Source organism: Klebsiella sp. V115_8, from assembly GCF_029967715.1.
GTDB lineage: Bacteria > Pseudomonadota > Gammaproteobacteria > Enterobacterales > Enterobacteriaceae > Klebsiella > Klebsiella quasipneumoniae.
On record NZ_JASCAR010000044.1, the window covers coordinates 233,249 to 256,339 of the forward strand.

At 57.6% G+C, this 23,091-nt stretch carries 21 protein-coding genes; 4 read left to right on the forward strand and 17 right to left on the reverse strand.

Annotation, left to right across the window (positions count from 1 at the left end):
- Nucleotides 1-531: 531 nt before the first annotated feature.
- A complete protein-coding gene (locus QLG03_RS22605; protein ID WP_274578549.1) occupies nucleotides 532-1,860 on the reverse strand; it encodes a 6-phospho-alpha-glucosidase in 1,329 nt (442 codons plus the stop codon).
- A gap of 11 nt (nucleotides 1,861-1,871) precedes the next feature.
- Nucleotides 1,872-3,410: a PTS transporter subunit EIIC gene (locus tag QLG03_RS22610; RefSeq protein ID WP_255988000.1), complete on the reverse strand. Its 1,539-nt coding sequence runs from the start codon at nucleotides 3,408-3,410 to the stop codon at nucleotides 1,872-1,874.
- Nucleotides 3,411-3,677: 267 nt separating this feature from the next.
- On the opposite strand from QLG03_RS22610, the gene QLG03_RS22615 reads away from it, so the two are divergent.
- Nucleotides 3,678-4,376 carry a UTRA domain-containing protein gene (locus QLG03_RS22615; RefSeq protein WP_004205898.1) on the forward strand — a complete coding sequence of 233 codons (699 nt, stop codon included), beginning with the start codon at nucleotides 3,678-3,680 and terminating at the stop codon, nucleotides 4,374-4,376.
- Here the strand turns inward: QLG03_RS22615 and QLG03_RS22620 are convergent.
- Nucleotides 4,373-5,125, reverse strand: a complete 753-nt coding sequence (locus tag QLG03_RS22620; RefSeq protein ID WP_255988002.1) for a sulfite exporter TauE/SafE family protein — start codon at nucleotides 5,123-5,125, stop codon at nucleotides 4,373-4,375. The genes QLG03_RS22615 and QLG03_RS22620 overlap by 4 nt on opposite strands.
- Nucleotides 5,126-5,235: 110 nt before the next feature.
- Between QLG03_RS22620 and QLG03_RS22625 the strand changes: the two genes are divergently transcribed.
- Together QLG03_RS22625 and QLG03_RS22630 are read left to right on the forward strand one after the other, a co-directional pair.
- Nucleotides 5,236-6,120 carry a LysR substrate-binding domain-containing protein gene (locus QLG03_RS22625; RefSeq protein WP_152843538.1) on the forward strand — a complete coding sequence of 295 codons (885 nt, stop codon included), beginning with the start codon at nucleotides 5,236-5,238 and terminating at the stop codon, nucleotides 6,118-6,120.
- Nucleotides 6,121-6,250: 130 nt separating this feature from the next.
- Complete coding sequence (locus QLG03_RS22630) at nucleotides 6,251-7,126, forward strand: NAD(P)-dependent oxidoreductase (RefSeq protein ID WP_044523052.1); 876 nt, start codon at nucleotides 6,251-6,253, stop codon at nucleotides 7,124-7,126.
- A gap of 52 nt (nucleotides 7,127-7,178) precedes the next feature.
- On the opposite strand, the gene QLG03_RS22635 is transcribed toward QLG03_RS22630, so the two are convergent.
- The 10 genes from QLG03_RS22635 to QLG03_RS22680 form a co-directional block, all read right to left on the reverse strand.
- A complete protein-coding gene (locus QLG03_RS22635) occupies nucleotides 7,179-8,648 on the reverse strand; it encodes an alpha/beta hydrolase (RefSeq protein WP_147733435.1) in 1,470 nt (489 codons plus the stop codon).
- A 204-nt stretch (nucleotides 8,649-8,852) separates the two neighbouring features.
- Nucleotides 8,853-9,419 (reverse strand): histidine phosphatase family protein, encoded by a 567-nt coding sequence (locus tag QLG03_RS22640; protein WP_064154773.1) that lies wholly within the window; start codon nucleotides 9,417-9,419, stop codon nucleotides 8,853-8,855.
- 4 nt (nucleotides 9,420-9,423) lie between these two features.
- Complete coding sequence (locus QLG03_RS22645; protein WP_087824286.1) at nucleotides 9,424-10,179, reverse strand: CbtA family protein; 756 nt, start codon at nucleotides 10,177-10,179, stop codon at nucleotides 9,424-9,426.
- 10 nt (nucleotides 10,180-10,189) lie between these two features.
- On the reverse strand, nucleotides 10,190-10,399 hold the full coding sequence (locus QLG03_RS22650) for a CbtB-domain containing protein (protein ID WP_117137038.1): 210 nt from the start codon (nucleotides 10,397-10,399) through the stop codon (nucleotides 10,190-10,192).
- Nucleotides 10,396-10,863, reverse strand: coding sequence for a nitrile hydratase accessory protein (locus QLG03_RS22655; protein WP_147733436.1), 468 nt, complete (start codon nucleotides 10,861-10,863; stop codon nucleotides 10,396-10,398). Before QLG03_RS22655 ends, QLG03_RS22650 begins: the two co-directional genes overlap by 4 nt.
- Nucleotides 10,860-11,513, reverse strand: a complete 654-nt coding sequence (gene nthB, locus QLG03_RS22660) for a nitrile hydratase subunit beta (protein WP_064154617.1) — start codon at nucleotides 11,511-11,513, stop codon at nucleotides 10,860-10,862. Before nthB ends, QLG03_RS22655 begins: the two co-directional genes overlap by 4 nt.
- Nucleotides 11,514-11,528: 15 nt before the next feature.
- The gene (nthA, locus tag QLG03_RS22665; protein WP_147733437.1) at nucleotides 11,529-12,137 is read right to left on the reverse strand and encodes a nitrile hydratase subunit alpha; all 609 of its coding nucleotides are present in this window, start codon (nucleotides 12,135-12,137) and stop codon (nucleotides 11,529-11,531) included.
- Nucleotides 12,138-12,161: 24 nt separating this feature from the next.
- Nucleotides 12,162-13,676 (reverse strand): amidase, encoded by a 1,515-nt coding sequence (locus tag QLG03_RS22670; RefSeq protein ID WP_147733438.1) that lies wholly within the window; start codon nucleotides 13,674-13,676, stop codon nucleotides 12,162-12,164.
- A 136-nt stretch (nucleotides 13,677-13,812) separates the two neighbouring features.
- On the reverse strand, nucleotides 13,813-14,295 hold the full coding sequence (locus tag QLG03_RS22675; protein ID WP_064154614.1) for a group 1 truncated hemoglobin: 483 nt from the start codon (nucleotides 14,293-14,295) through the stop codon (nucleotides 13,813-13,815).
- A 60-nt stretch (nucleotides 14,296-14,355) separates the two neighbouring features.
- Nucleotides 14,356-15,249: a transporter gene (locus QLG03_RS22680; RefSeq protein WP_101866177.1), complete on the reverse strand. Its 894-nt coding sequence runs from the start codon at nucleotides 15,247-15,249 to the stop codon at nucleotides 14,356-14,358.
- 404 nt (nucleotides 15,250-15,653) lie between these two features.
- Between QLG03_RS22680 and QLG03_RS22685 the strand changes: the two genes are divergently transcribed.
- Nucleotides 15,654-16,607 carry an AraC family transcriptional regulator gene (locus QLG03_RS22685; RefSeq protein WP_147733496.1) on the forward strand — a complete coding sequence of 318 codons (954 nt, stop codon included), beginning with the start codon at nucleotides 15,654-15,656 and terminating at the stop codon, nucleotides 16,605-16,607.
- A gap of 206 nt (nucleotides 16,608-16,813) precedes the next feature.
- On the opposite strand, the gene QLG03_RS22690 is transcribed toward QLG03_RS22685, so the two are convergent.
- From QLG03_RS22690 to QLG03_RS22705, 4 genes are all read right to left on the reverse strand, one after another.
- Nucleotides 16,814-19,888: an efflux RND transporter permease subunit gene (locus tag QLG03_RS22690; RefSeq protein ID WP_147733439.1), complete on the reverse strand. Its 3,075-nt coding sequence runs from the start codon at nucleotides 19,886-19,888 to the stop codon at nucleotides 16,814-16,816.
- Nucleotides 19,885-21,033, reverse strand: a complete 1,149-nt coding sequence (locus tag QLG03_RS22695) for an efflux RND transporter periplasmic adaptor subunit (RefSeq protein WP_065812543.1) — start codon at nucleotides 21,031-21,033, stop codon at nucleotides 19,885-19,887. The genes QLG03_RS22690 and QLG03_RS22695 overlap by 4 nt, the downstream gene beginning before the upstream one ends.
- Nucleotides 21,034-21,111: 78 nt before the next feature.
- The gene (locus tag QLG03_RS22700) at nucleotides 21,112-22,308 is read right to left on the reverse strand and encodes a HAMP domain-containing sensor histidine kinase (protein ID WP_147733440.1); all 1,197 of its coding nucleotides are present in this window, start codon (nucleotides 22,306-22,308) and stop codon (nucleotides 21,112-21,114) included.
- Nucleotides 22,305-23,000, reverse strand: coding sequence for a response regulator (locus QLG03_RS22705; RefSeq protein ID WP_064154609.1), 696 nt, complete (start codon nucleotides 22,998-23,000; stop codon nucleotides 22,305-22,307). Before QLG03_RS22705 ends, QLG03_RS22700 begins: the two co-directional genes overlap by 4 nt.
- Between the last annotated feature and the right edge of the window lie 91 nt (nucleotides 23,001-23,091).

Below are 23,091 nucleotides of genomic sequence, written 5' to 3' on the forward strand. Positions count from 1 at the left end.
CGATATCCGTTCTCCTTTTCGGGGTTAGCGGTCTTCAGTGCGTCGGCAGGACAGCGCCCTGGTGTGGCATGTTGCTGTCGTTCCGGCGATTTACTGTGATAAGAATATGGCACAAAGAAATGGAACGAGCATGCTACAAGATCACATTATGAAAATTTAATTTCAAATCAGTGTTGCAGGAAGGTAAATACATGAAGCCAATCACAATGGCATGCAGCGCGATATCCCCATGAAAAGGGGGTTAATTTTGCGAGTGAGTAATAATGATGTTGTTTTCAGTGGGTTAATGTAACTCAAAGAATACAACGCAGATCACATTTTTACGCCATAATATCGAAGAATAGAATTTATATTTCATTACTGCGATCAGGGAAAAGCGTGGCTGGCGGCTCTGGGGCATCGGTGTGGAGGAGGTTGCGCAGGCCATTGTCGCGTCTGTGCCAAAGGAAGGCTATGAGGCAGGCATCGCGGGACGGGTGCCGCTGATAACCCTGCGGAGAGAAGGTCTCCCGGCAGGGTTGCGGCAAAAAATCAGTGCAGCGCGGGCCAGTAACCTTCGTTGGCGACGATCAGCTCATCGAGGATCGCTTTCGCCACCGCGGCGCTGGGCACCGTTTTCGACAGGGTGATGGCCTGCCACAGTTTCTGGTAGCTGCCCTCGATCCAGGCGTCAACCACCAGCTTCTCCACCGCCACCTGCTGCTCCATCAACCCTTTCTGGAACAAAGGGATTTTTCCCATCGCCAGCGGTTCCGGGCCGTTGACGCCCACCAGGCAGGGGACTTCCACCATCGCCGTTTCGTCAAAGTTGGCGATCGCCCCGTTGTTCTCCACGATCAACAGCATCCGCTCCTGGGTATTAAAGGCGATGGCGCAGGCGAGGTCGACGATGAAAGTGGCATGGGCCCCGGCGTGGAAATGCGCGCCTTCCGCGGTGCCGCGACGGGTGATCTCCCGGGCCATATCGAAGACCTCTTTTTCACGTCCGGCCATCACCTCGTTGGCCCGCGTAAAGTCCGGGTCAGAGTGCGCCACCTCGTAGTCAGGGTAGAGGTAGTATTTCAGGTAAGTGTTAGGCAGGGTCAGGGGATCAAGGGCAAACACATCCTTCACCTTTTTAAAGGTCTCGATCCAGCTCGGCGCCTTATGCTGAAAATCCTCTTTTGGGCTACTGTAACCCTGCTCCGCCACGTGACGCTTCAGCGCCGGCATCAGATCGTTACCGGCTTTATCGGTGATGCTGGTCCACCAGCCAAAATGATTCAGGCCATAGTAACGGACGTTCAGTGCCTTGCGGGACGGCAGACCGAGGATGTCGGCAAACAGCCCCTCAATGGCCACCGGCATATCGCAGATGTTGATAATGCGCGCGTCGGGACGCAGGCGACGGGTCGCTTCCGCGACGATGGCCGCCGGGTTGGAGTAGTTGAGCATCCACGCCCCCGGGGCGTACTGCTGCATATAATCGACCAGCTCCAGTACGCCGGCAATCGAGCGCATACCGTAGGCGATCCCCCCCGGCCCACAGGTTTCCTGGCCCGGCACGCCATATTTCAGCGGGATCTTTTCATCCTTTTCCCGCATCTCATACAGGCCAACGCGAATATGCGCCATCACAAAATCAACGTCGGTGAAGGCCGCCTGCGGATCGGTGGTATAGCTGAACTGCACCTGCGGGAAGCGTTCAGCCACCAGAATGGCGCAGGCGTCGCCAATGGTCTTCTGACGCTCGTGATGGTTATCGTACAGACGGATCTCCCGCAGGGGAAAGCGCGCCATATTTTCCAGCAGCATCATGACAATCCCTGGCGTGTAGGTACTCCCGCCGCCGGCAATCGTGACCACAAAGTTATCTTTCATTTACCACCTCGTTATTCAGTTACACCCAGACTGGCGTTGACCGCCGTTCGAATTTTGTTAACCCCCAAGCCATAGATCACCTGGACATGATTGCCTTTAATCAGCACGCTGCTCCCGCCGCTCTCTTTCAACAGCGTCTGCTGGATGAGAGCAGGGTCGCGCACATCGACCCGCAGACGGGTAAAACAGTTTTCCACCGTACAAACATTCTCTTTACCGCCCAGCCCCGCAATCACCAGCGCGCCTTTGTCTGAATCGCCATGCGCCTGATCCGTCTGTGGGGAAGATGCCGCATCGGCAGCGGCTTCGCGCCCCGGGGTAAGCATTCGCAGGCGGGTAATGCAGAAGGTGCCGACCAGGTACATGGTGGCGGTTTCCAGCAGGCCGAGCAGGACAAATACCGGCCAGCGCGTCACGCTGGCGCCGGCGGGCAGGTTATAGACGACAAAATCGATAAGACCGTTTGTGGCGCAGACCCGCACGTGAAGCAGCCAGGCCAGCATCTGGAAGAAACCGTCCAGCAGGGAGTAGATAAGCCACAGCAGCGGGGCGGTGAAGATAAAGAGAAACTCAAACGGTTCGGTGATCCCCACCAGCACTGAGGTGACAATTAAGGGGATCAGCGTGACTTTGAGTCGCTGTTTATTCTCCGGTTTCGCCGTGCGGTAGAAGGCGAGCGCCATACCGGCGGTGCCAAAAATCTTCACCATCCCATAGGTTAAAAAGCGGGCGGAATCACTGAGCGCGTCAACGGGATGACGGGCGATTTCGGCGAGGAAAATAGGCTTGGCGCCAATGACGGTCTGGCCATCAATCAGCAGCTGACCGCCGATAGAGGTAAAGACGAACGGCGACCAGATCAGATGATGCATCCCGGTGGGGATCAGGAACCGGTTGAGAAAGCCGTACAGGAAGACCCCGATGGCGCCAAATGATTTCATAAAGCCGGTCAGCGCCGAGATGCCCAACTCCACCACCGGCCAGAGATAGACGGTGGCGATAGCAAACAGGCCCACCAGCGGCAGCATCACAATCAGCACCAGCTTGCTGTTGCCGTAGATCGACAGCGCGCCGCGAAATTCGATGCCGACCACGCGATTGTGTACAAAGGCGACAGCGCAGCCAAGGATAATACCGAGGAACACGCCCATATCGATAACCTGAAAACCGAAGATGTAGGTTTGTCCGCTGCCATACAGTTGCGCGTTGGTGGCCCCGGTCGCCAGGCGATGGGTCAGGGTCAGCCAGCTGTTGTTCGCCGCCAGGTAGACCAGCCAGGTCATGGCCGCCACGAAAGCGGCTTCGGCTTTGCGGGTTTTCGCCAGACCGCTTGCCAGCCCGAGGCAGAACAGAAACCCGAGATTGTTCATCAGCGCCCAGAGCATGCTGGAGACGAATTTCCCTAACAGATAGATCCCGCTGCTTTCATCCACCCACAGCCGGTTGGTGGTCATGCTGAACAGGGCGATCAACAGGCCGATAGCCGGCAGATACAGCACCGGCCCGATCATCGCCTTGGAAAAGTCCTGAAGCTTTTTCACGCCAATCATGGTTGTCCTCTCGTCTTCATAGCCTGCTGTCATCACCTGATCAATAGGCTTATCAGACTAGGAGCAGACCACCGGGATCCCGAGCAGGAAAAAGGCCATCTGTGACGAAAGTCATATATATTGTTGCAGGAGAGATATATAAATATAGCCATTTTTATAGATGAGTTAACGTCTAATCTCTCGCGTAAAAATTAACTATTATCTGTAAATACAATGCGTTATTTGTCGTTCTTTTCCACGCCTTCCATCTCAACGAGACATCTAAAAGTGATTTATAAAAAGATTGCCACCGAACTGAAGGCCCGTATCAACAGCGACGACTACGCCGTCGGGGATATGCTGCCCAGCGAAAAAGCGCTGGCTGCGGAGCTGCAGGTCTCGGTGATGACGCTGCGCAAAGCGCTGGCGCTACTGGAGGAGGAAAAGCTGATCGCCCGGCGGCACGGCAGCGGAACCTGCATTGTGCGTAAGAGTAACTATCATGGCGGCGAGCTGGAGGGGTTTAACTACCAGATGCAGGTGGTGGGGGTAACCAACTACCGTAATAAGGTCATTGAGTTCACGTTGCTTGACGCCCCGCCGGCCATTGCCCAGCAGTTAAAGATCCAGCCGGGAGAGAAAGTCTACTACGTCAGGCGGCTGCGCCTGATTGATGAGGTCCCGATCCTGGTGGAGAACAGCTACATTCCGTACGCCGCTTTTCCGTGGCTCAGCGTGGGTAACCTTGAGCAGTCTAAGTTCAACTATTTCAAAAAAGAGTGCCATATCACCATTATCGAGAGCCACCGCAGCTATACGCCGGTGCTGGCGACCCGCGAGCAGGCGGAGCTGCTGCAGGTGGCGCCTAACAGCCTCCTGCTACGGGTGCAGTCTGTCAGCTACGCCCAGAACCGGGCGATCGTTGATTTCTCAGAGATCTACCAGAACACCAGTAAATACAATGTGAAGCACATTACCCGCCGCTAGGCCGATCCCCCCAGCAGCCCCCGGAGGACAAGTTCCAGCCCCAGCGCCAGCAGGAACAACAGAAAGCCCTGACGAAAGCGCTGCGGGCTGAGACGCGAGCGGATCCGCTGTCCCAGCCACATGCCGAGCAGCGCGGGCAACAGCGCCAGCGCCGACAGCAGCAGCGACTCTGCGCGCCAGCCAGCGTGCAGGGAGAGGCCGGCCGCCATCGCCAGAGTGGAGAGGGTGAACGACAGTCCCAGGGCCTGGACCAGCTCGTCGCGACGAAAGCCCAGCGCCTGCAGCCAGGGCACCGCCGGAATAACGAATACCCCGGTCGCCCCGGTGATCAGTCCGGTCAGTCCGCCCATCAGCGGCGACAGGCGCTTTTCCACGCGGGCGGAAACCTGCACCGCCGGACCACGGAGCGCGTATCCGGCATAAGCTATCAGCACGACGCCCAGCGCCAGCGACGACCACCGCGGGTTCAGGTGGATGAGCAGTGACGACCCCGCCAGCGTGCCGATAATCATCCCGGTCATCATTAACCAGAGGCGATGCACAATCTGCGCCAGCGCGGGGCCAGCCAGCAGCTGCCAGAGATTGGTTAACAGCGAGGGGAGCACCAGCAGGGCCGCCGCGGCCGGTGGCGGCATCAGCAGGCCAAGCAGGCCCATCGCCACGGTGGGCAGTCCCATACCGGTCACCCCTTTGACCAGCCCGGCGGCAATAAAGATCAGCAGTAAACAGAGAGTGTGAAGATCAAACATCATGGCTCACTTATCGGCTCAGAGAAGGGCATTGAAACAGCTGGTCTCCGGGTGGACAATGCGGTATGTTGCCCGCAGGCTACGGTAAAACCGAAGGGAAAGGAGGGCTTATGCGACTGGATCTCGCCGATCTGCGACTGTTTATCGCCATCGTGGATAGCGGCAGCATTACCGGCGGGGCGGCGGCGGCCCATCTGGCGCTGGCCTCCGCCAGCGAAAGGCTGCGCAAAATGGAGGCGGAGGTCGGTGTGCCGTTGCTGCACCGTCATGCCCGGGGGGTGACAACGACCGAGGCCGGGGAGGTGCTGGCGCGCCATGCTCGTCCGTTGTTAGAGCAGCAGCGGCGTCTGCGCCAGGCGATGCACGCCTTCGCCCGCGGTCAGCAGGGCACGCTGCGCCTGTTTGCCAATACCTCGGCGATGTCGGCTTTTCTGCCAGGCAAGCTCGCCACGTGGATGGCCGCGCATCCCGGGATACAGATCGACACCGAAGAGCGCACCAGCGCAGATATTGTCAGCAGCATTCTGGCTGGCGTGGCGCAGGTCGGGGTGGTGTCCGATGCGGTCGACCCCGGGCCGTTGCGCCTGGAGCCCGTCGCGGAGGATCCCCTGGTGCTGATCGTGCCGCCGGCCCATGCCTTGAGTGACGCCGCCGAGGTGGCTTTCGCAACGATCATCCATGAGCCGCTGGTCGCGCTCTATCAGACCAGCGCGCTGCAGCAGCATATCGAAGAGCAGGCCGCCGGAGTCGGCCAGGCGCTGAACGTCCGCATCAGGATGAGCCATTTTGAAGGGCTTTGCGAGATGGTGGCTCACGGCGCCGGCGGGGCGATCCTGCCGCGCGTTATTGCCGAACGCTACCTGCCACGCTACCGGTTCGCCGTTATCACATTGCAGGATCGCTGGGCGCTGCGTCGGCTGTGCCTGTGCTATCAGGATGACGAACGCCTGTCGCCAGCGATACGCCGCTTGCTGGAGTGGCTCCGCCAGCCCTGAGCCGCGATAAATGTGGCTATCATATAGTGACAGTGTCACTTTATATGGCGGTTATTGCTACTGACATCCGTGCCAGAGATGCGATAGTAGACGTCCGCCATTTATTAACACGCGAATCAGGACAGACAAGATGAGTACATTACCAAAAGTCGCGGTGCTGGGACTCGGCGCCATGGGACACGCTTTTGCCAGCAATCTGCTGAAGAAGGGCTTTACCGTCGCGGGCTGGAACCGTTCGCCAGCGCGCGGCGAGGATTTACAGGCGCAGGGATTATCCCTGCACGCCACGCCGCAGCAGGCGGTGGCCGATGCCGAGGTGATCATCAGTATGCTCGCCGATGGTCAGGCTACCCTGCAGGTACTGGCGCAAATAGCGCCTGCCTGTCAGCCGCAGGCGATCTATTGCCAGATGGGCACCATCGGCCTGGCGGAGACCCAGGAGGCTATCGCTTTGTTGCGGGAGCGTCAGCCGGCGATGACCTTCGTCGATGCCCCGGTTTCAGGGACCAAAGCCCCGGCGGAGAAGGCGCAGATCCTGGTGCTCGCCAGCGGAGATCGTGAAAAGTGTGGCCCGGCGGAACAGGTATTTGCCGCTATCTCACGTGGGACGCAGTGGTTTGGCGAGGCGGGCAACAGCCAGAAAATGAAGCTGGTCCTCAATGCCTGGCTGATTGCGATGATGCAGGGCATCGCGGAAAGCGCACAGCTGGCAAAGACGCTGGGCTTTACCCCCGACCAGCTGTGGAGCGCCCTGGAGGGCGGCCCGCTGGCGGCGCCCTATGTCAAAGTCAAACTGGACGCCATCGCCAATGAGCAATTCGCGCCGCAGATGCAGCTGGCGCATGCGCTGAAAGATGCCCGGCTGGCCTTGTCCCTGTCCGAGCCGCACACCATGCCGGGACTGGATAACATCGCCGAACTGTGGCAGCAGGCGGCGGATGCGGGATTTGCCGGGCAGGATCTGTCCTCGATATATCAGTGGCTGTCGACGTCGGCGAAAGCATAGTGTAGCGCCCTCAGGAAAAAGTGGCCTCGGCGGCCACTTATCCAGAGGGGAGTTATTTTCCGGAGAGCGCCGGGCGAGTGTCGATCCCTTCGTCAATGCGCTTGATCATATAGGGAAAGAACGGATTGGAAGACTGGCGCATCAGCGAGTCCAGACCCACAACCAGCACAGAACGCTCACCGCGAGCTGCAAACGTGCCAAGGCTGATCCCGTATTGATTCAGCGGATGGGGATAGCGCCCGTACAGCGAATCGCTCAAGGGGAAGGGGAGCGCGACATGAGAAAGAGAGTAGACGTCCGGTAAATAGTGCATTCCCTGCAGCTTTTCCACCGTGGTGTCTGTTTTCCCGGCGCGGGTGGTGCGAATTTCCATCTCTGTACTGGCGGAATTGGCGTTAGTGATGATCGTGGTTTGATAAGCTCGCGGCGCCGCGGGCAGCAACCGCGCCAGCGCGGTGTAAGACGTCCGGCGTAATAATGAATTAAACCTGACCGCATGATTTAAATCGAACAGGACAATTTCACTGCCATTATCCGGCAAGCGGTTATACAGCGCCGTCACGATCGCCCGCGTACTGACCGTTGAATCCACAACGGACTGAAAGGTCAATACCGGCGGTAAGCTGTTAAGCCTATGATTTCTCGAATCCGTCACTATCTGCTTTTGCAGCGCTTTGGTCAGCAGAAACGACTGACGGGCGGCGTTCGTCGGGAAGGAGTTATATTTGAACGGATTAAACTCAGGCATGATGTTTAACCATGCGGCTTTCGAGAAGGCGGGAAGAAACGCGGGCCAGCCCGCGAGGCCGGAAAAGCGCGCGAAGCGGGTAATACCGATCATCGGAGAAATCAGGATCACCCGCTGGGGTTTTGCCAGTCCGGCATTATCCAGCGCGTCCAGCGAATACTTCATTGCCAGCGCGCCGCCGTTGGAAAATCCGACGATATGCAGGGGCGCATCATGACTCGTCAGTCGTTTCGCTTCTCTCACCGCCAGGCGCGTGGCGGCCAGCCAGTCCTGCCAGTCCACGTCGGTCAGCCCGGCGGGTACCGTCCCGTGGCCCGGTAACCTGATACCGATGGCGACATAACCCTGTTGCCGGTAATTTTCGGCGATATGCCGCAGACTGTAGGGTGTATCCGTCAGACCATGCAGCAACACCACAGCGCCTTGCGGTTTGCCATCCGGCATCATGATATATGACCGATTCCAGTTGGTGGGAAACGAGTCCGGATAGATGGGGCTGTGACTGTAGTAACGATTCAGTTCGGTTTGCTGTTCAGCGTCCAGCTTATTGGTAACCTGGCGTTTTACCTCACCGAAGAGCGCATTCTCTTTTTGGAGGTAATCGTTCCAGTCAGCATTGTCGATTTCATCCGCGCCCATTTCATGCGGAACCCAGGTATGCCAGAGCTGCAGATCGGGCCCGCGCTGAATGTCATAAACGCGTAGTCCCAGAGCGCCAACAATCAACAGCAGCAGGGACAACACGATACGTTTTAACCAGGTTACCCATTTCAACGCGTGGCTTCCTTTCTTAATGACCTGTTTTCTGAGTATAAATAATCATGGTCAGGGAAGGTTTACTTTTTTGCGCAGGACCGGTCGTGAAGGGGGCTGAGCGGTCCTATGGCATTGGGTTTAGCGATGCAGGACAAGTAGATGGAGCCATCCATGGCCAAAGGCGCTTACTTGCTGATGGCTTCAGCGGGACACCGTCGAGCATTAGCCATTTATGTCATCTCTTAATAAACAATAATTCCAGCGCCGTCCGTCACTGCGCAACTCGGTGATGCTGAGCGAGTGGACGTCAATACGTGCAAATGAGTGAAGTGGGGCGCCGAGAACGGCGAGGATCATGGCACGGATAGTGGAGGCAGACGCAATTACACAGTGTCGTCCTTGAATATCGACGTGTTTTGTCAGCCAGCGGCCACAGCGCGCCAACAGCTGAACACGTGATTCTCCGCCCGGCGGCGCTTCACCCTCCAGCCAGGCCAGGAAAGCGTCGGCGTCTTGCGTCATCACCTCACGTAATGGCCGACCGGCCCAGATGCCGTAGTCGGGCTCCGCCAGCTCCATTACCGGGGTACCCGGTAAAGAGAGCGCTGCGGCAGTTTGTCGGGCGGCGGTCTCCGGGGAGATCCAGACGCGGTGACAACGGGCGACACGGCTTTGTAACTGACGCGCCCGTTGCCATTCCCGCGCCTTCAGAGGGGCATCACAGGGGAAATGTGAACCACTGGACGCTGCCGTTTCTCCCTGACAAATCAGCGTTAGCGACGCTCTCATGATGTTAACCGCGGCGGAAGGCTGGGCGTTGCGCACGTGTCGCCGGCGTACGTTCGGCTAAGGCACCGAACGCCACACCGATGACGCTCCAGAGCACCAGGTGCGTGCCGAAGGAGCTAATACGGAAACGCCATAGGAGGTCCGCCGGGAAGTGTTCGGGCACTTCGTTCACTGTCGGCATCAGGGCACAAACCATGAGCATCAGCGCCATAGCGAACAGCATTGCCCACATCATCGCATTTCCTCTGCCAAGGCGCGGTATTAGCTGATGTGATAACCACGCGGCCGCGATGACAATGCCGATGGAAAGCAACATCATGACGAAGTACAGTTCGGTACGATAGCCGATGGTATCCGGGTTACCGACTGCAGGCGGATTGGGTGGGTATTTCAGACCAGGCATCAGGCTCATGACCAGAAAGCCGACCAGCGCCAGGCATAACGCTAACAGACGCGGGTTCGATGGTCCGAAGCGCTGATAGCTAAAGGCCCAGCTCAGTGCCAGACCGCCGCCCAGCGCTGCGCCGAACAGCACCATACCGGCCATTAGCCCGATCCCGGACTGGGTTTGACGGCTAAACACCTCTTCTTCACCGCCATCAGCCGACGCGCTGTGTTGGTGTGTATGAGCGGCCAGACTGTCTTCAATTCCAATAGCACGATCGACCTGCGGCTCGCCGAAATGGTGTGCAAAGGCAAATGCCACCAGTCCAGCCAGAATGCCTGCTATCATCCCCTTGAATAATAGTTTCCCAATCATGTCCGCCTCCTCAGTGGCAGGGAAAACCCAGCAGATGGCGTGCGTCGTGGAAGAATTCATGCACCTGGGTGCCGGAAAACATCGACGTCGCACCTTGTTCCGCACCGACGAAATAGATCGCTAAAAGCGCCAGCAGGGTGGTGAACAGTGCCCAGGGCAACAGCGCCGCGATCGGTATCGGAGTGGCCGGGGCGTTGGTGGTAAGGGTGATATCGCTCATGATGTAACTCCGTTGTTGATTTTGCTGATGGAAGACTGTGCCGGGCTAACCGTGACCGGAACGCCGAGTGGAAGCGAGTGGTGGTTATGCGCTGGCGGACAGCAGGCATTGGCCAGGACGATCGGCTGACCATGCGGCGTGTTGATATACGCCAGTCGCCATTCCTGTGTCCGTCGGGCAATGTCATCCGGCGCGGTCAGGTGGAGGGCGGTGATCATGTTCTCCATTGCTGTCGCCCACTGGCGATAGTAGGCATCGTTCACGCTTTCGCCGGGCTGCGCCGGAGCAGCCTTGATCGCTTCGCTGAACGTCCGTACCCATTCTGCCCACGGGAACAGCCCCGCCCGGTGCAGATGGACGATCAGGGAGAATGCTTTCGCCTGCCAGGGCTTATCAAACACAGGCCCCTCCTCGTCGCGGGGTAACCCGACGGCGGCGTAATCACGCTGTGTCGCAAGGCTCATGCTTCCTCCAGATAGTCGTCCCACAGATCGATGTAGACTTTGTCCGGGCGCGGCGTGCCCCACAGTTCCAGTGCGCTGAAGCTTACGCTGTAGACGTGCTGAGGATGTTCGCCCAGACCGTGCGCTGCAGTGTCTGGCGTGATGAATACGCCGTGATCGGTCTCAATACGGCCGATTTTCCCACGCACGTAACGCGGCAGGCGGGTGTGGGTGGTTGGGTTAATGTTTTTTGCCCGAACCAGGTCTCCGGCCTTAAAGCGGGGAGCAACATCGTGACTGACGCGCGCGGAGGCACCGGTACTGACAACCGCCGCGACGATGTCCTGCGTCAGCACCGGCGTGCCTGGCGCGCAGGGAGCAGGGGGCGAGCCACCCCAGAGTTCATCGGCGGTGATCACCCCTTTTTCCATCAGCAGCGTTTCAAATGCGTGCAACCAGTGCTCGTAGTAGCTTGCCTCCAGGTAGTGGGCTGGATCCATGCGTTCAATGGCGTGGCGGAATTCATCCACATTGAAATGTCCGCCGACGAACAGCGAGGCGAACAGCGGAAATACCCGGCGCTCCCATTCATGGCGGAAATACGGCTCATTTTCCTCGTTGAGGATCGGGCCGAGGCCGTGCATACCGCCCAGATCATGTATCCCATTCATGGTTTTCTCCTCTTATTATGGCGCGGCGACCAGCCCGGTGCCGATCATTGAATCGCGGGTGACCAGTCCAATCAGCTGCGCTTCGCTCCAGCCGTCGGTACCCGCCGGACGTTCTGGCAGGACCAGATAGCGCAGTTCCGCGCTGCTGTCCCAGACGCGCACCTCTTTACTTTCGGGTATGGTTACCCCGAATTCGGCAAGAACGCCGCGCGGGTCGATAACGATACGCGAGCGATAGGGGGCCGATTTGTACCAGACCGGCGGAAGACCCAGCACCGGCCAGGGGTAGCAGGAACATAATGTACAGACGGTCACGTTGTGCACGTCCGCCGTGTTCTCCACTACCAGCATGTCTTCACCCTGCACGCCGGAGAAACCCAGCTCGGCGATGGCGGCTGTGGCGTCCTCCAGCAGTCGACGTTTATACTCCGGATCACTCCACGCTTTAGCGACCACCTGCGCGCCGTTACGAGGGCCGACCTTGTGCTCGTACGTGTCAATCAGTTCATCCAGTGCCGCCGGGTCAATCAGTCCTTTCTCCTGTAGCAGGGATTCCAGCGCCCGGACACGTAGCTCGATGTCCGCCGGCGGTTCAGTATGGTCGTGGTCGTGTTGATGGCTCATTTTATGGTTCCCGATGGTTAAGAGTTAAAACATCCGCCAGTCGCCGGAAGCTTCAAATGCGGCGGCGGCCTGATAAAGGGTGCTTTCGGCGAAGTGGCGTCCTACCAACATCATTCCTACCGGTAAGCCGTCGACCAGCCCACAAGGGAGAGTCATTGCCGGATGGCCGGTAATATCCTGCGGTGCGGTATTGCCGATCATCTCAAATGCGCGGGAGATATATTCGGTAATGGAGCAGTCAGGTTTCGGTAATGGCTGAGCGACAAGCGGTACAGTGGGCATCACCAGCAGGTCGAAGTCCGCCAGCGCCCGGTCATAGCCCGCACGCGCGCGACGCGCGATATTCTGCGCCTTGGCATAGTAGCGGCCATGGTAGCGTTCCAGCCCGTACTGGCCGACGAACATGCATATCTTCAGCGATGGGGAAAGCGCGTCGGCGTCCTCACGCCACCGGGCGTGCTTGTCCAGCAGCGCCACGTCATATTGTCCTTTCCAGTTAAAGCCCATGCCGTTGCCATGCATCATCTGCGCGGTCAGCCCCTCGCAGCCGATAGGGGACCAGAGCGCACCCGCCAGGCTATGCTCCGGTACCGAAATCTCGTCGACCGTAGCACCCAGATCCTGCAGACGGGCGACGGCAGCACGAACTTTCTCCGCGACTCGCACATCCAGATTCGGCAACTGAAAACCTTCGGCCATAATGCCGATCTTTAAGCCATGTACTCCCTTACCCAGAGCCTCGGTATAAGCTTCTACTTTGGGGGCATACTGACGCGGGTCCAATCCGTCCGCGCCGGCAATGACCTCAAGGACTAAGGCGTTGTCTTTTACGCTGCGGGTCATCGGCCCGGTATGGTCGAAAGTGGCTTCGATCGGCATGATGCCGGTATAAGGCACCAGACCGTGGGTCGGTTTCAGCCCATAGAGGCCGCACCATGCGGCGGGAATACGCGCAGAGCCTCCTTGATCGCCGCCCATCGCCAAATCAACTTCTCCGGAAGCAACCAAAGCGGCGCTCCCAGAAGATGAGCCACCGGCCGAGTAGCCGCGGCGCAATGGGTTATGTACTGGCGCCGGATCGGAGGTGTGACTGCCTCCCGACAAGCAGAAGTGCTCGCAGGTCGCCTTGCCAAGAATAGTCGCGCCGGCATCCAGCAGTCGGGTGGCAACGGTGGCGTCGTAGACAGGGACGAAGCCTTCAAGCGTCGAGGCTCCGTTCATCATCGGTACGCCAGCCAGCGCGATGTTGTCTTTGAGCACCACGGTGCGGCCAGCCAGCTTACCGGTTGCTGCACCTGTCACCTCGGTCTTGTAATACCAGGCATTGAGCGGATTTTCCTCGCCTTCAGGGTGATAGCCGGCGGCGCGCGGGTAGTGCACCGGGGGGATCTCGTCGGGCAGGGCGTCGATGAGATCATAGGCGTCGAAATTGGCCTGCATCAGCGCCAGATATTCTTCGGCTTGTGCAGGCGTCAATCGTATGTTTAGCCGACTGGCGAGCGCTTGCAGTTGTTCAATAGTAGGACGTTCAATAGCCATGGAGTTCCCTTTGTACGATGTTTGCCAATGCAACCTGTCTTCAACATAAGCCCGAAATGTCATCACTACATGGTTGTGCAGGTCAGTCATTTGGCTGAGACGGACACCCGCCTGTTGCGCGGAGGTCCGTCCTCGGTTAAGACGGTTTATCTGTTTTCGGCCAGTGGATGCCGACGCTTTTCATCCCCTTGGTTACGTCCATGTCAGGGTGGGCGAGTACCACATCCCGGTATGAAGGGCTACCGATGACGGCGGGTTTGAACTGGGTCAGGAATGCGGTGACCTCTTCACGAATATCCTGCGGAACGTTGAAGTTCTCGTAGCATTCATTAATAGCCTCGAATACGGCTTTCCAGTGCACTTCGGTCAGCCCCATTCCGCGGTGCGCGGTCACCATATCTCGTCCCCGGTAGACCGTGTTGCCGCCCCAGTGTTTGCACAGAAAATCGACAAAGTTGATATGCTCTTTCTGGAACGACGATTCGGATACGTGCGCCCAGATATGGCCGATATCGGGATGCTTCATACAGGTCTTCAACACTTCCCCTGCGAAAGCGTAAACGGCGTCATAACCGCCGAGACGTTCATAGAGTGTGGGTTTTTGCTGCTGATCGGTCATGATGGATTTCTCCGTTGCGGGTGAGTAGTGAGTCTGGGGATGTCTCTGTGCCGATTCGCATCAGAACAGTTTCATCACGCGCAGGGTGGTATGCAGATCTTCCTTAAAACCGCCATCGACGTTGAGGTCGCGCTGGAGCAGACCCTGTACCTGTACCGTGGGGGTGATGAATTTCGATAATTCCAGCCGTACCTGATCGACGCGCGTCGCCTGTCCGTTCTCAATACCGTCAAGCTGCTGTTTGCCGCCCCAGTACTGGGAATAACCGGCGGCCAGGGTCCAGCTCTTATCGGCGGGCGGCGTCCAGTTCACCCAGCCCTGAAATTGATAGGTGTTGTCCTGCTTAAGTCGACCGGTGCCGATGCCCGAGGCGTCGTCGTTGACGCCATACCACATCACATCTGTGGACAGTTGGGTGGCGAAACCGTTACCCAGCTGCTGCACGCCGCCGAGCTGCAGATCGAACTTCCAGCGATTTTCACCAACGTTTAGCGTGCGTCCGGCGTCGTAGGAGCCCGCGGGGAGGTACAGGTAAGGCACAATGGCGAAGGTTGTGCTGGGGTTGTTGACCAGCCAGACCGGCGCGGCAAGGATGGGGTCGCCCAGGCCGCTGGCTGAATCAAGTCGAACGCCGTTTAGTGAGCCATTGTAGAGGCGTCCGTAAGGCAGCAGCACTTGCGGCGCAACCGTAAAGCCACCGACGTCCATGTAGTGAACGTAACGAAAGATGCTGACGAAGGAGTCGAGCCCGGTCTCTTGCTTAATTTCACCGCCCCCGGTCGGGGTGAAGCTATCTCTCGTCGCGTAGGTGAAATATCCCAGAATGGCATCGGTGCCGGCAGGGGCTGGAATCAAATCCTGCGAATTGAGATCGACCGCATGGGCCGGGCCGGTTGCCAGCCACAGTGTGCAGGCGGCCAGGCTGATGCGAAACGTAGCGTTGCTGAAAGTCATGACGTTCCCCCTCTTGTCTGATGTCGTGTTATGTCCGGAGCACGGTGTGGCCGGAAGACCTTACGCTTACTGATACTAGGGAGAAATTTGCGGCGTACTTGCTTCAGCAGGACAGTCGTTTGGCTGGAAGGGACATTCGGTTGCGGGCAGCCCCGTCGTGTGATGGTCCGCCATAGTGCAGGCTTCGCACGTTTAGGGTGCGATTCCAGATTTTGTCGTACTGCTATTCAACGCCCTATATGCCAGCAGAAAAGAGGGGCACGGATTTTCAGTGTTATTTCCCGGTAACTTAGCGCCGATCGGCGAAACTGAAAGAGGGTGTATTAGCTCGTTGGCATGAGAGTTGCTGTCAGCGAAATCGTTTCTGTCGTTTTGGCGGAATACCCGGCACGAGGTGAATGATGATGAATAGCATGCAGTCTGCGGGCAGTCTCCACTATTCAACCGTTGGCGTAACCGAGTCGCGCCGCTTCGAGTACTGGAACGACGTAGTGTTACGTCACTGTATTCCAGCCGCCAGCACCCCTCTGGCTGGGGTCGACTTTGATGCACGGCTAACGGTACGTGGAGTGGGTCTGGTGGATATGTGTTCACTGTCCGCGCCGCTACACAGTTGGGATCGCACGGCCCGTTTTTTGCGCCAGGGCCCCGACGACGATCTGTGGTTGGGGTATATGCAGGATGGATACGGTCAGCTTGAACAGGGGGGACGCAAGGCGACGCTGGCAGTGGACAGTCTGGTGCTCTACGATGCCGCCCAGACATTCCGCTTCAGTCTTGGCGGGCGCGATAATCATCTGGTGCGGATACCCCGCCATTTGCTGAGCTGTCATTTACCTGGGGTCGAACACCTCACCGCGACGGTGCTCGACGACCGCCGCCCGGGGGTGATCCCCTTGCGCGAAATGCTGCGTCAGGCGGCAACGATGCCCGCCTGCCTGGACACTCCGGATATCTCTGGCCGCTTCTCCCGGACGTTGCTGGATCTACTGGTGCTGAGCCTGGAGTTACAGGACCTGAACAACGTTGGTGTTGAGCGCGATCTGTATTCGCGGATGATGAACTACATCCGGCGGCAATTTGTCGATCCAGATTTGAACATCGAAAGCCTGGCACGGGCGCACCACGTTTCCGTTCGCACCGTCACGCGTGCTTTCGCCCGCCACAAAAAAACGCCGATGACAGTGATTTGGCAGGAGAGGCTGCTGGCGAGCCGAGAGGCTATCGAACGAGGACGTGTCAATAGCGTGTCCCAGGCGGCGCTGGATTTCGGCTTCTCTGATTTTTCTCATTTCAGCCACGCCTTCCGCAAAGCCTTTGGCATTTCTCCTCGCTCTCTGTTGCCGAAGAAGCAGTAAAATTTTGTTCTATTATCACGTGCTGCGCTGTAGCTCGCGACCCTGCGCCTGAAGGACGGGCTAGACCGCATCGCATTGTGATTGTCATTGTCAGGTTTCCTGTTATCCGGGCGTCGCAGCAGGTGGATGGCAGGATGGCGCAAGTGCTTTCTCTTCTGGCGAATAACCTGGCAGAACCCTGAGACGAGGGTACGACGGCACGCCACTCATTTTTCATGAATCTCGCCGGAGGAAGTCATTCTCAGCTGTAGCAACAGGCTAAACGATGCAGGTAAAACGGTCAGTGTAACCAGCGTGGCAATCAGTAGTCCCCCGATAATCGCATAGGCCATCGGTCCCCAGAATACTTGATGAGAAATGGGGATCATTCCCAGAATGGCTGCACAGGCAGTCAGGCAGATGGGGCGCGCACGATGCTCTGCGGCCGCAATAATGGCGGCATCGCTTGCCATCCCCTGAGCAAGATTGCTGTCAACCTCGCTAATCAGTATGACGGCGTTACGAATGATCATGCCAGCGAGCGCAATCACGCCAAGCAGAGCGACAAATCCCATTGGTGTTCCGCCAGGTAACATAGCCAGCACGATACCCGGTAAACCAAATGGGGCCATCAGTATAGCCAACACAATACGGGAATAGTTGCGCAACTGGAGCATCAACAGCAAGAGCATGATGACCAGTGTCACCGGCAGAACCGCATAGACCGAACTATTACCTTTTTCAGATTCAGCAACCGCGCCCCCTTCTTCAATGCTGTAGCCTTCAGGCAGTTCCGCGCGCAACCTGTCTACCGCTGGTCTCAACGCTGCGGATACTGCTTCGGCGCGAAGTCCCGGGGCGAGGTCAGTTTGCACGGTGATGAAAGGCAAACGCTGTCGACGCCAGATAACCGGATCATCCACGCCCCAGACTGGCGTGGCAAAGGCGCTGAGGGGGATTTGTTTACCGTCATTCCCCTGAATAGTCAGCGAAGAGAAGGTGGCGAGGTTAAGACGCTCATTGTCCCTGGCCCGGAGCACCACATCGACAAGACGGTCATTATCGCGAACCGACGTGACTATACTGCCGGACCAGACGGTATTGAGCATCCGGGCCAGACTTTCTGACGACACGCCCGCAGCCCGGGCGGCGGTCTGATTGACCTTGAGGGTAATGACTCTCTCCGGTTCGCCTGCCGTCTGATTAACCTCGCGGGAGGAGGGTGACCGGCCAATGACATCGCTCAGGCGGTTCGCGATCGACCTGATCTTCAGATAATCTGGCCCACTCACCCGGTATTTGACTGGCCAGCCGACGGGGGGCCCAAGTTCCAGGGGCGATACGCGAGTGATGATGTCGCTAAAGCGCGTAGCCAGTATCCTGTTTAACTGTCGATGAAGACGATCTCGCGCTTTAAGATCTTTAGCCACCACCACCATCTGGGCGATATTTTCATTTGCCAGAAGCACATCCATAGGCAGGTAAAAACGAATCGCTCCCGACCCAACGTATGTCGAAAAGCGCTCAACGTTGCGGTTGCCTGCCAGGGCCTTCTCCAGCTGTTCAGCCCTATTTTGCGTTTCCGACTGCGAGGCATTGGCCGGTAGCGTCAGGCTGACCAGCAATTCAGGCCTGTCGGAGGCGGGGAAAAACTCCCCCTGCATAAAGGTTGTTCCGTAAACGGACAGACCAAGCGCAATGAGAGCAATACACACGGTGGCGAAGCGGTGACGCAACGCCTTGCGCAGTAGCCACTGGTATCCGCGGGCCATCCGTCCAGGACCTTTCGCCTTCTGTCTGATGTTGTCAGATAACAGCCACGTCCCGGTTAACGGTGAAAACAGGATCGCGACAACCCATGAGCACAGCAGGGCGATGAGCGCCACGGCAAACAGGGAAAAGCAATATTCACCGGCGCTGGACGCAGCAAATCCCACGGGAATAAACCCGGCAATCATCACAAGGGTGCCCGTCAGCATCGGAAATGCGGTCGTTTTAAAAGCCCGGGTAGCCGCCTGCCGGCGGGAATCCCCGGCTTCCAGACCAGAGACCATGGTTTCCACAGTGATCATGGCGTCATCGACCAGCAGACCCAGCGCGATAATCAATGCGCCGAGAGAAATACGCTGCAGACCTATTCCTGCCAGCATCATTCCCGTAAAGGTCATGGCCAGAACCAGTGGGATGGCCGCAGCCACGACCAGTCCGGCTCGTAAACCCAGCGAGACAAACGAAACGGCCAGGACGATCGCCACGGCTTCGATAAGCACCCGGATAAACCCGCTTACGGCATCGCTGACCACCGCTGATTGATCGGCAACCTTGACCATCTCAATACCGTGCGGCAGCGTGACGCTGATGGCATGCATTTTTGCATTCAGCGCGGCGCCGAAACGCAGCATATTACCCGTCGGCGCCATCGAGATAGCCAGCCCGATGGCGGGTTTGCCGTTAATCCGGTAAACCGGCTGGGGAGGTTCGGTGTTTTCCCGGCTAACGGTGGCAATATCCGTCAGAGGAAGGTAACGATCGTTAATACGCAGCGTGACAGCACGTAAGCTAGCTTCAGAAGTCAGTTCCCCGCTGACCTTTATCGCCATATTTTCCTGTCCGGTGCGGATCATACCTGCCGGGACAACCGCATTTTGTGCTCTGAGGGCATCCGCTACCTGCTGGATGTTCAACCCCATACTTGCCAGACGCGCTGGAGAAAAAGAGAGAACTATCTGTTCCTGCTGCTCACCCAGCAGGCTGGTTTTTCCGATATCCGGTAACGACATGAGTTCCCGGCGGATTGTCTCAACACGGTCCCGGACCTCCCGCAGGGTATAGCCCTCAGGTATAAATCCATAAATCGTACCGAACGTATCATCAAATTCGTCGTCGACGGCGGGGCCCTGAACGCCTTCTGGCAACGACGGGGCAATATCCTGCATTTTCTTACGTACCTGATACCAGATATCCGGCACCTTTTGCGGCGGGGTATCGTCACGGAGATTGACATGAATAACGGAGTTCCCGGCACGGGTTTCACTTTCGAGATAATCAAGCCAGGGGGTTTCCTGCAGCTTTTTTTCCAGCGTATCGGTCAGCAGTCGGGTGGTATCCGTTACGGATGCCCCGGGCCATTGCGCAGAAACAACGGCCGTTTTAATCGTAAACGCCGGATCTTCGTTACGTGGCAGGTTCTCATAACAGAACGCGCCCATAGCCATGATCAGCAGCATGAAGAAACTGACCATCTGTTGATTATTTAGCGCCCAGGCGGACAGGTTAAATTTCTCATTCAATACGGGTTTCATGATTCGCACTCCCCGGCAATCACCGGCTCGCCGGAGCGTAATTTACTCACGCCGGCGGTAATCACCCGGTCGCCTGGTTCAAGGCCGCCGGAGATAATAACCGCGGTGGCGGTATAGTATGCTGGCACCACCACGCGAAGCTGGGCCTGCGACCGTGGGTTAATCACATAAACCGCCGGTTTGTCGTCGACGCGGCTCAGCGCTGAAGCGGGAAGGGCGTATCCATGCGGACCCGTTGCGGGTAACGTGACGGTAACGCTGGCGCCCAGCGCCATTGCCAGCGGTGGGTTTTGCAGGGTAGCCCTGACGCGCCATGTGCGGGTCTGAGGATCGGCCTGCGGGCTAATATCTCTTACCGCGGCGGACGCTTGCACCGACGGGTCGCTGAGGAGGGAAACTCGCAAGCCAGCCTGTTCCTGTGGCGGGATCGCCTCGGGTTTAGCGATATCAAACACCACATCGCGGGCTTCACCGGTCGCCAGCGTCAACACCGACTGACCACCACTGACCACCTGACCCGCAGAGGCGCTTACTTCGGTGATCACGCCGCTTTGCGGCGCCATCAGACGCGTCCAGCCAAGGCTTTCCCGGGCATTACGCAATGCGGACTCGCTGTTTTTTAAACGCGCGCGGGCGACAAGCCAGTCTGCGCGGGCGGTATCGAGCTGCGTGCGGGCAATCGCGCCTGTTGGCATGAGCTTTTGCATTCGGTTGAGGTTAAGTGCAGCAACCTGAGCAGCGGCTTTGGCTCCTTCATAATCAGCCTGTGCGCCATCGAGCTGATTCTGACTGGTTGTATTTTCAAGCGTGGCCAGCAGTTGCCCTGCATTGACCCGATCGCCAATATCGACGCTACGCGTCACTATCCGGCCGCCGGTACGAAAGCTGAGAATCGTTTCATCGTGCGCATGGATCTCTCCGGTTCTTTCCAGCGCGGGAAGGGTTTGCGCTGAGCCAACAACAACGTAGCGCACCGTTCGCACAGGATCAGTCGTATTACCATGGTTGTCCCCGCATCCGGGCAGCAGAAAAATCACTACCGAAAGAAGGGTCAGAGGGAGAAAGTGCAGCCAGGAAAGGGTGCGCGCCACGTCGTACAAATGGTGCAGACTGTGGCGGAGGGAGAGTAAAAATTCATCTGACATAACGCCGCTCCATATAGGTTACGGCGTTATTAAATGCGCGCTTAGTCGAGAAAGATTCGACGTTTCGTCAAGGTATTATCAAGAGCGGCTATTTTCCATCTCAGACGACGTCCAGGGTAACAAAATGCTGACTGCGAGTCCGCCGGTTTCAGGTAACGACGCGCTGATACTGCCACCATGGGCCTGACAAATCGCGCGAGCAATCGACAAACCGAGACCGCTGCCGCCGGAGTGGCGGGCACGCGACTGCTCCTCCCGGCTAAAACGGTTGAACATTTCCGGCAGGAACCGGGAGGATACCCCCGGGCCGTCATCGCGAAATTCGAGGCAATATTGCCCGCTGGCGTAGTGCAGCGTGACATCAAGAAAGCCGCCATCACGCCCGTAACGGAGGGCATTTTCCATAAGGATAGTAAACACCTGGCCCATACGGAACGTATCGCCTTTGAAAGGACACGCCTGAGAATGATGAAGCCTGATGGTAAAACGATGTTCATCAGCCTGGGGCATGATCCATGTCACCCGTTCCTTAAGCAGCTCATCCAGACGAAAGGGTTCGTTTTCCAGAACCAGATTCCCGGCATCAGACAGTGAGAGCAGATGAAGTTCATCGGTCAGGCGATTCAGGTGCTGAAGCTGTTTCATTACCATTGCCAGTTGTTCCGGGCTGGCATCAAACACGCCATCCAGCATGCCCTGCAAACGTCCGATAGCGGCAGTCAGTGGGGAGCGAAGCTCATGCGCCATGGCCACATGAGAGGTACGTAACTCTTTTTCATAGCGGGCCAGTTTCCCCGTCATGGTATTAAAGTCACTGGCAAAGCTGACCATTTCAGCCGGCGCATTCCTGATGAGCTCTGCCTGGCGGCCAAATTGCCCTTCGGCGACGTCCTTTGCCGCATCACGCAACCGGCTGAACTGCAGCGCCAGTGGCCTGGCATATCTCAACCCCATCACCACAATAAAAGGGATCATGACCAGGACCAGTAACGCCACGGTGACCCAGTCTGCCGAGGCGATGGAGGGTGTTGAATAACTCAACCCCCACCAGGTATCGACGATTTGATGGAAGCGCGCCGGGTCCGCCTGCGGGTTCTGGCTGAGCGCAAGAAACTCTTGTCTGACCGATGCCGGCATTCTGCTCATGATCCAGTAATTCTGCACCGCATAACGTAGCCACATACAGGTCGCTATGACAATTACGCTTCCGATGGCCAGCGCTAATATACGTGCGCAAATCCAGCGCCACAGGGAGGAATAGCGGGTTTTTGTCATGGTTGTCTGAACCTGTAGCCTACGCCGCGAACGTTAACCAGCACGCCGGAAATACCCGCCGCTTCGAGTTTTTTACGCAGGTTATAAATATGGGTATCCACCACACGCTCCAGGGCTTCACTTTCCGGCAAACAGTGCTCCAGTAAATGCTGGCGGGAAAAAGGTCGTGAAGGAGAGCGCATAAGCGTGGTCAGTAGTGAAAATTCGGTTGGGGTCAGATCCAACGTCCGCGGTGTGGTGTCCCCGTCGATAATGCTCGCCACGATGGCCGTAACATCCACTTCAAGTGATTGCCAGCGAAGGATCTCTTCCTTTGTTTCCGTTTTATTGCTGCGACGCAATACCGCCTGCACCCGGGCCACAACTTCTCCCGGATGGTAAGGCTTAACAACATAATCATCAGCGCCATAGCGCAGAGCGCCAATACGATCGGGAGTATCTCCCATGGCGGTGACCATGATCACCGGAACATCATTTTTACGACGCAGGCCAGCCAGGACTTCGGTGCCGTTAAGCCCCGGAAGCATCACATCCAGCAGGATCAGATCGGGTTTCCACCGGTGCGCCATATCCAGCCCGGAAAGTCCATCTCCGGTAATGACGACATCGTAATTTTCACGGCGTAAATAGGCCTCGAGCACGCCAGCCGCATCGGCGTCATCTTCAATAATCAGCACTCTTCTGGACAACATCCGTTCACCTTGACCGATTCTTAACACTATCCCGACGATTCATTGATTTTGCCAAATCATACTGCGCCAACATTTTGTGGCAGCTCCTGCC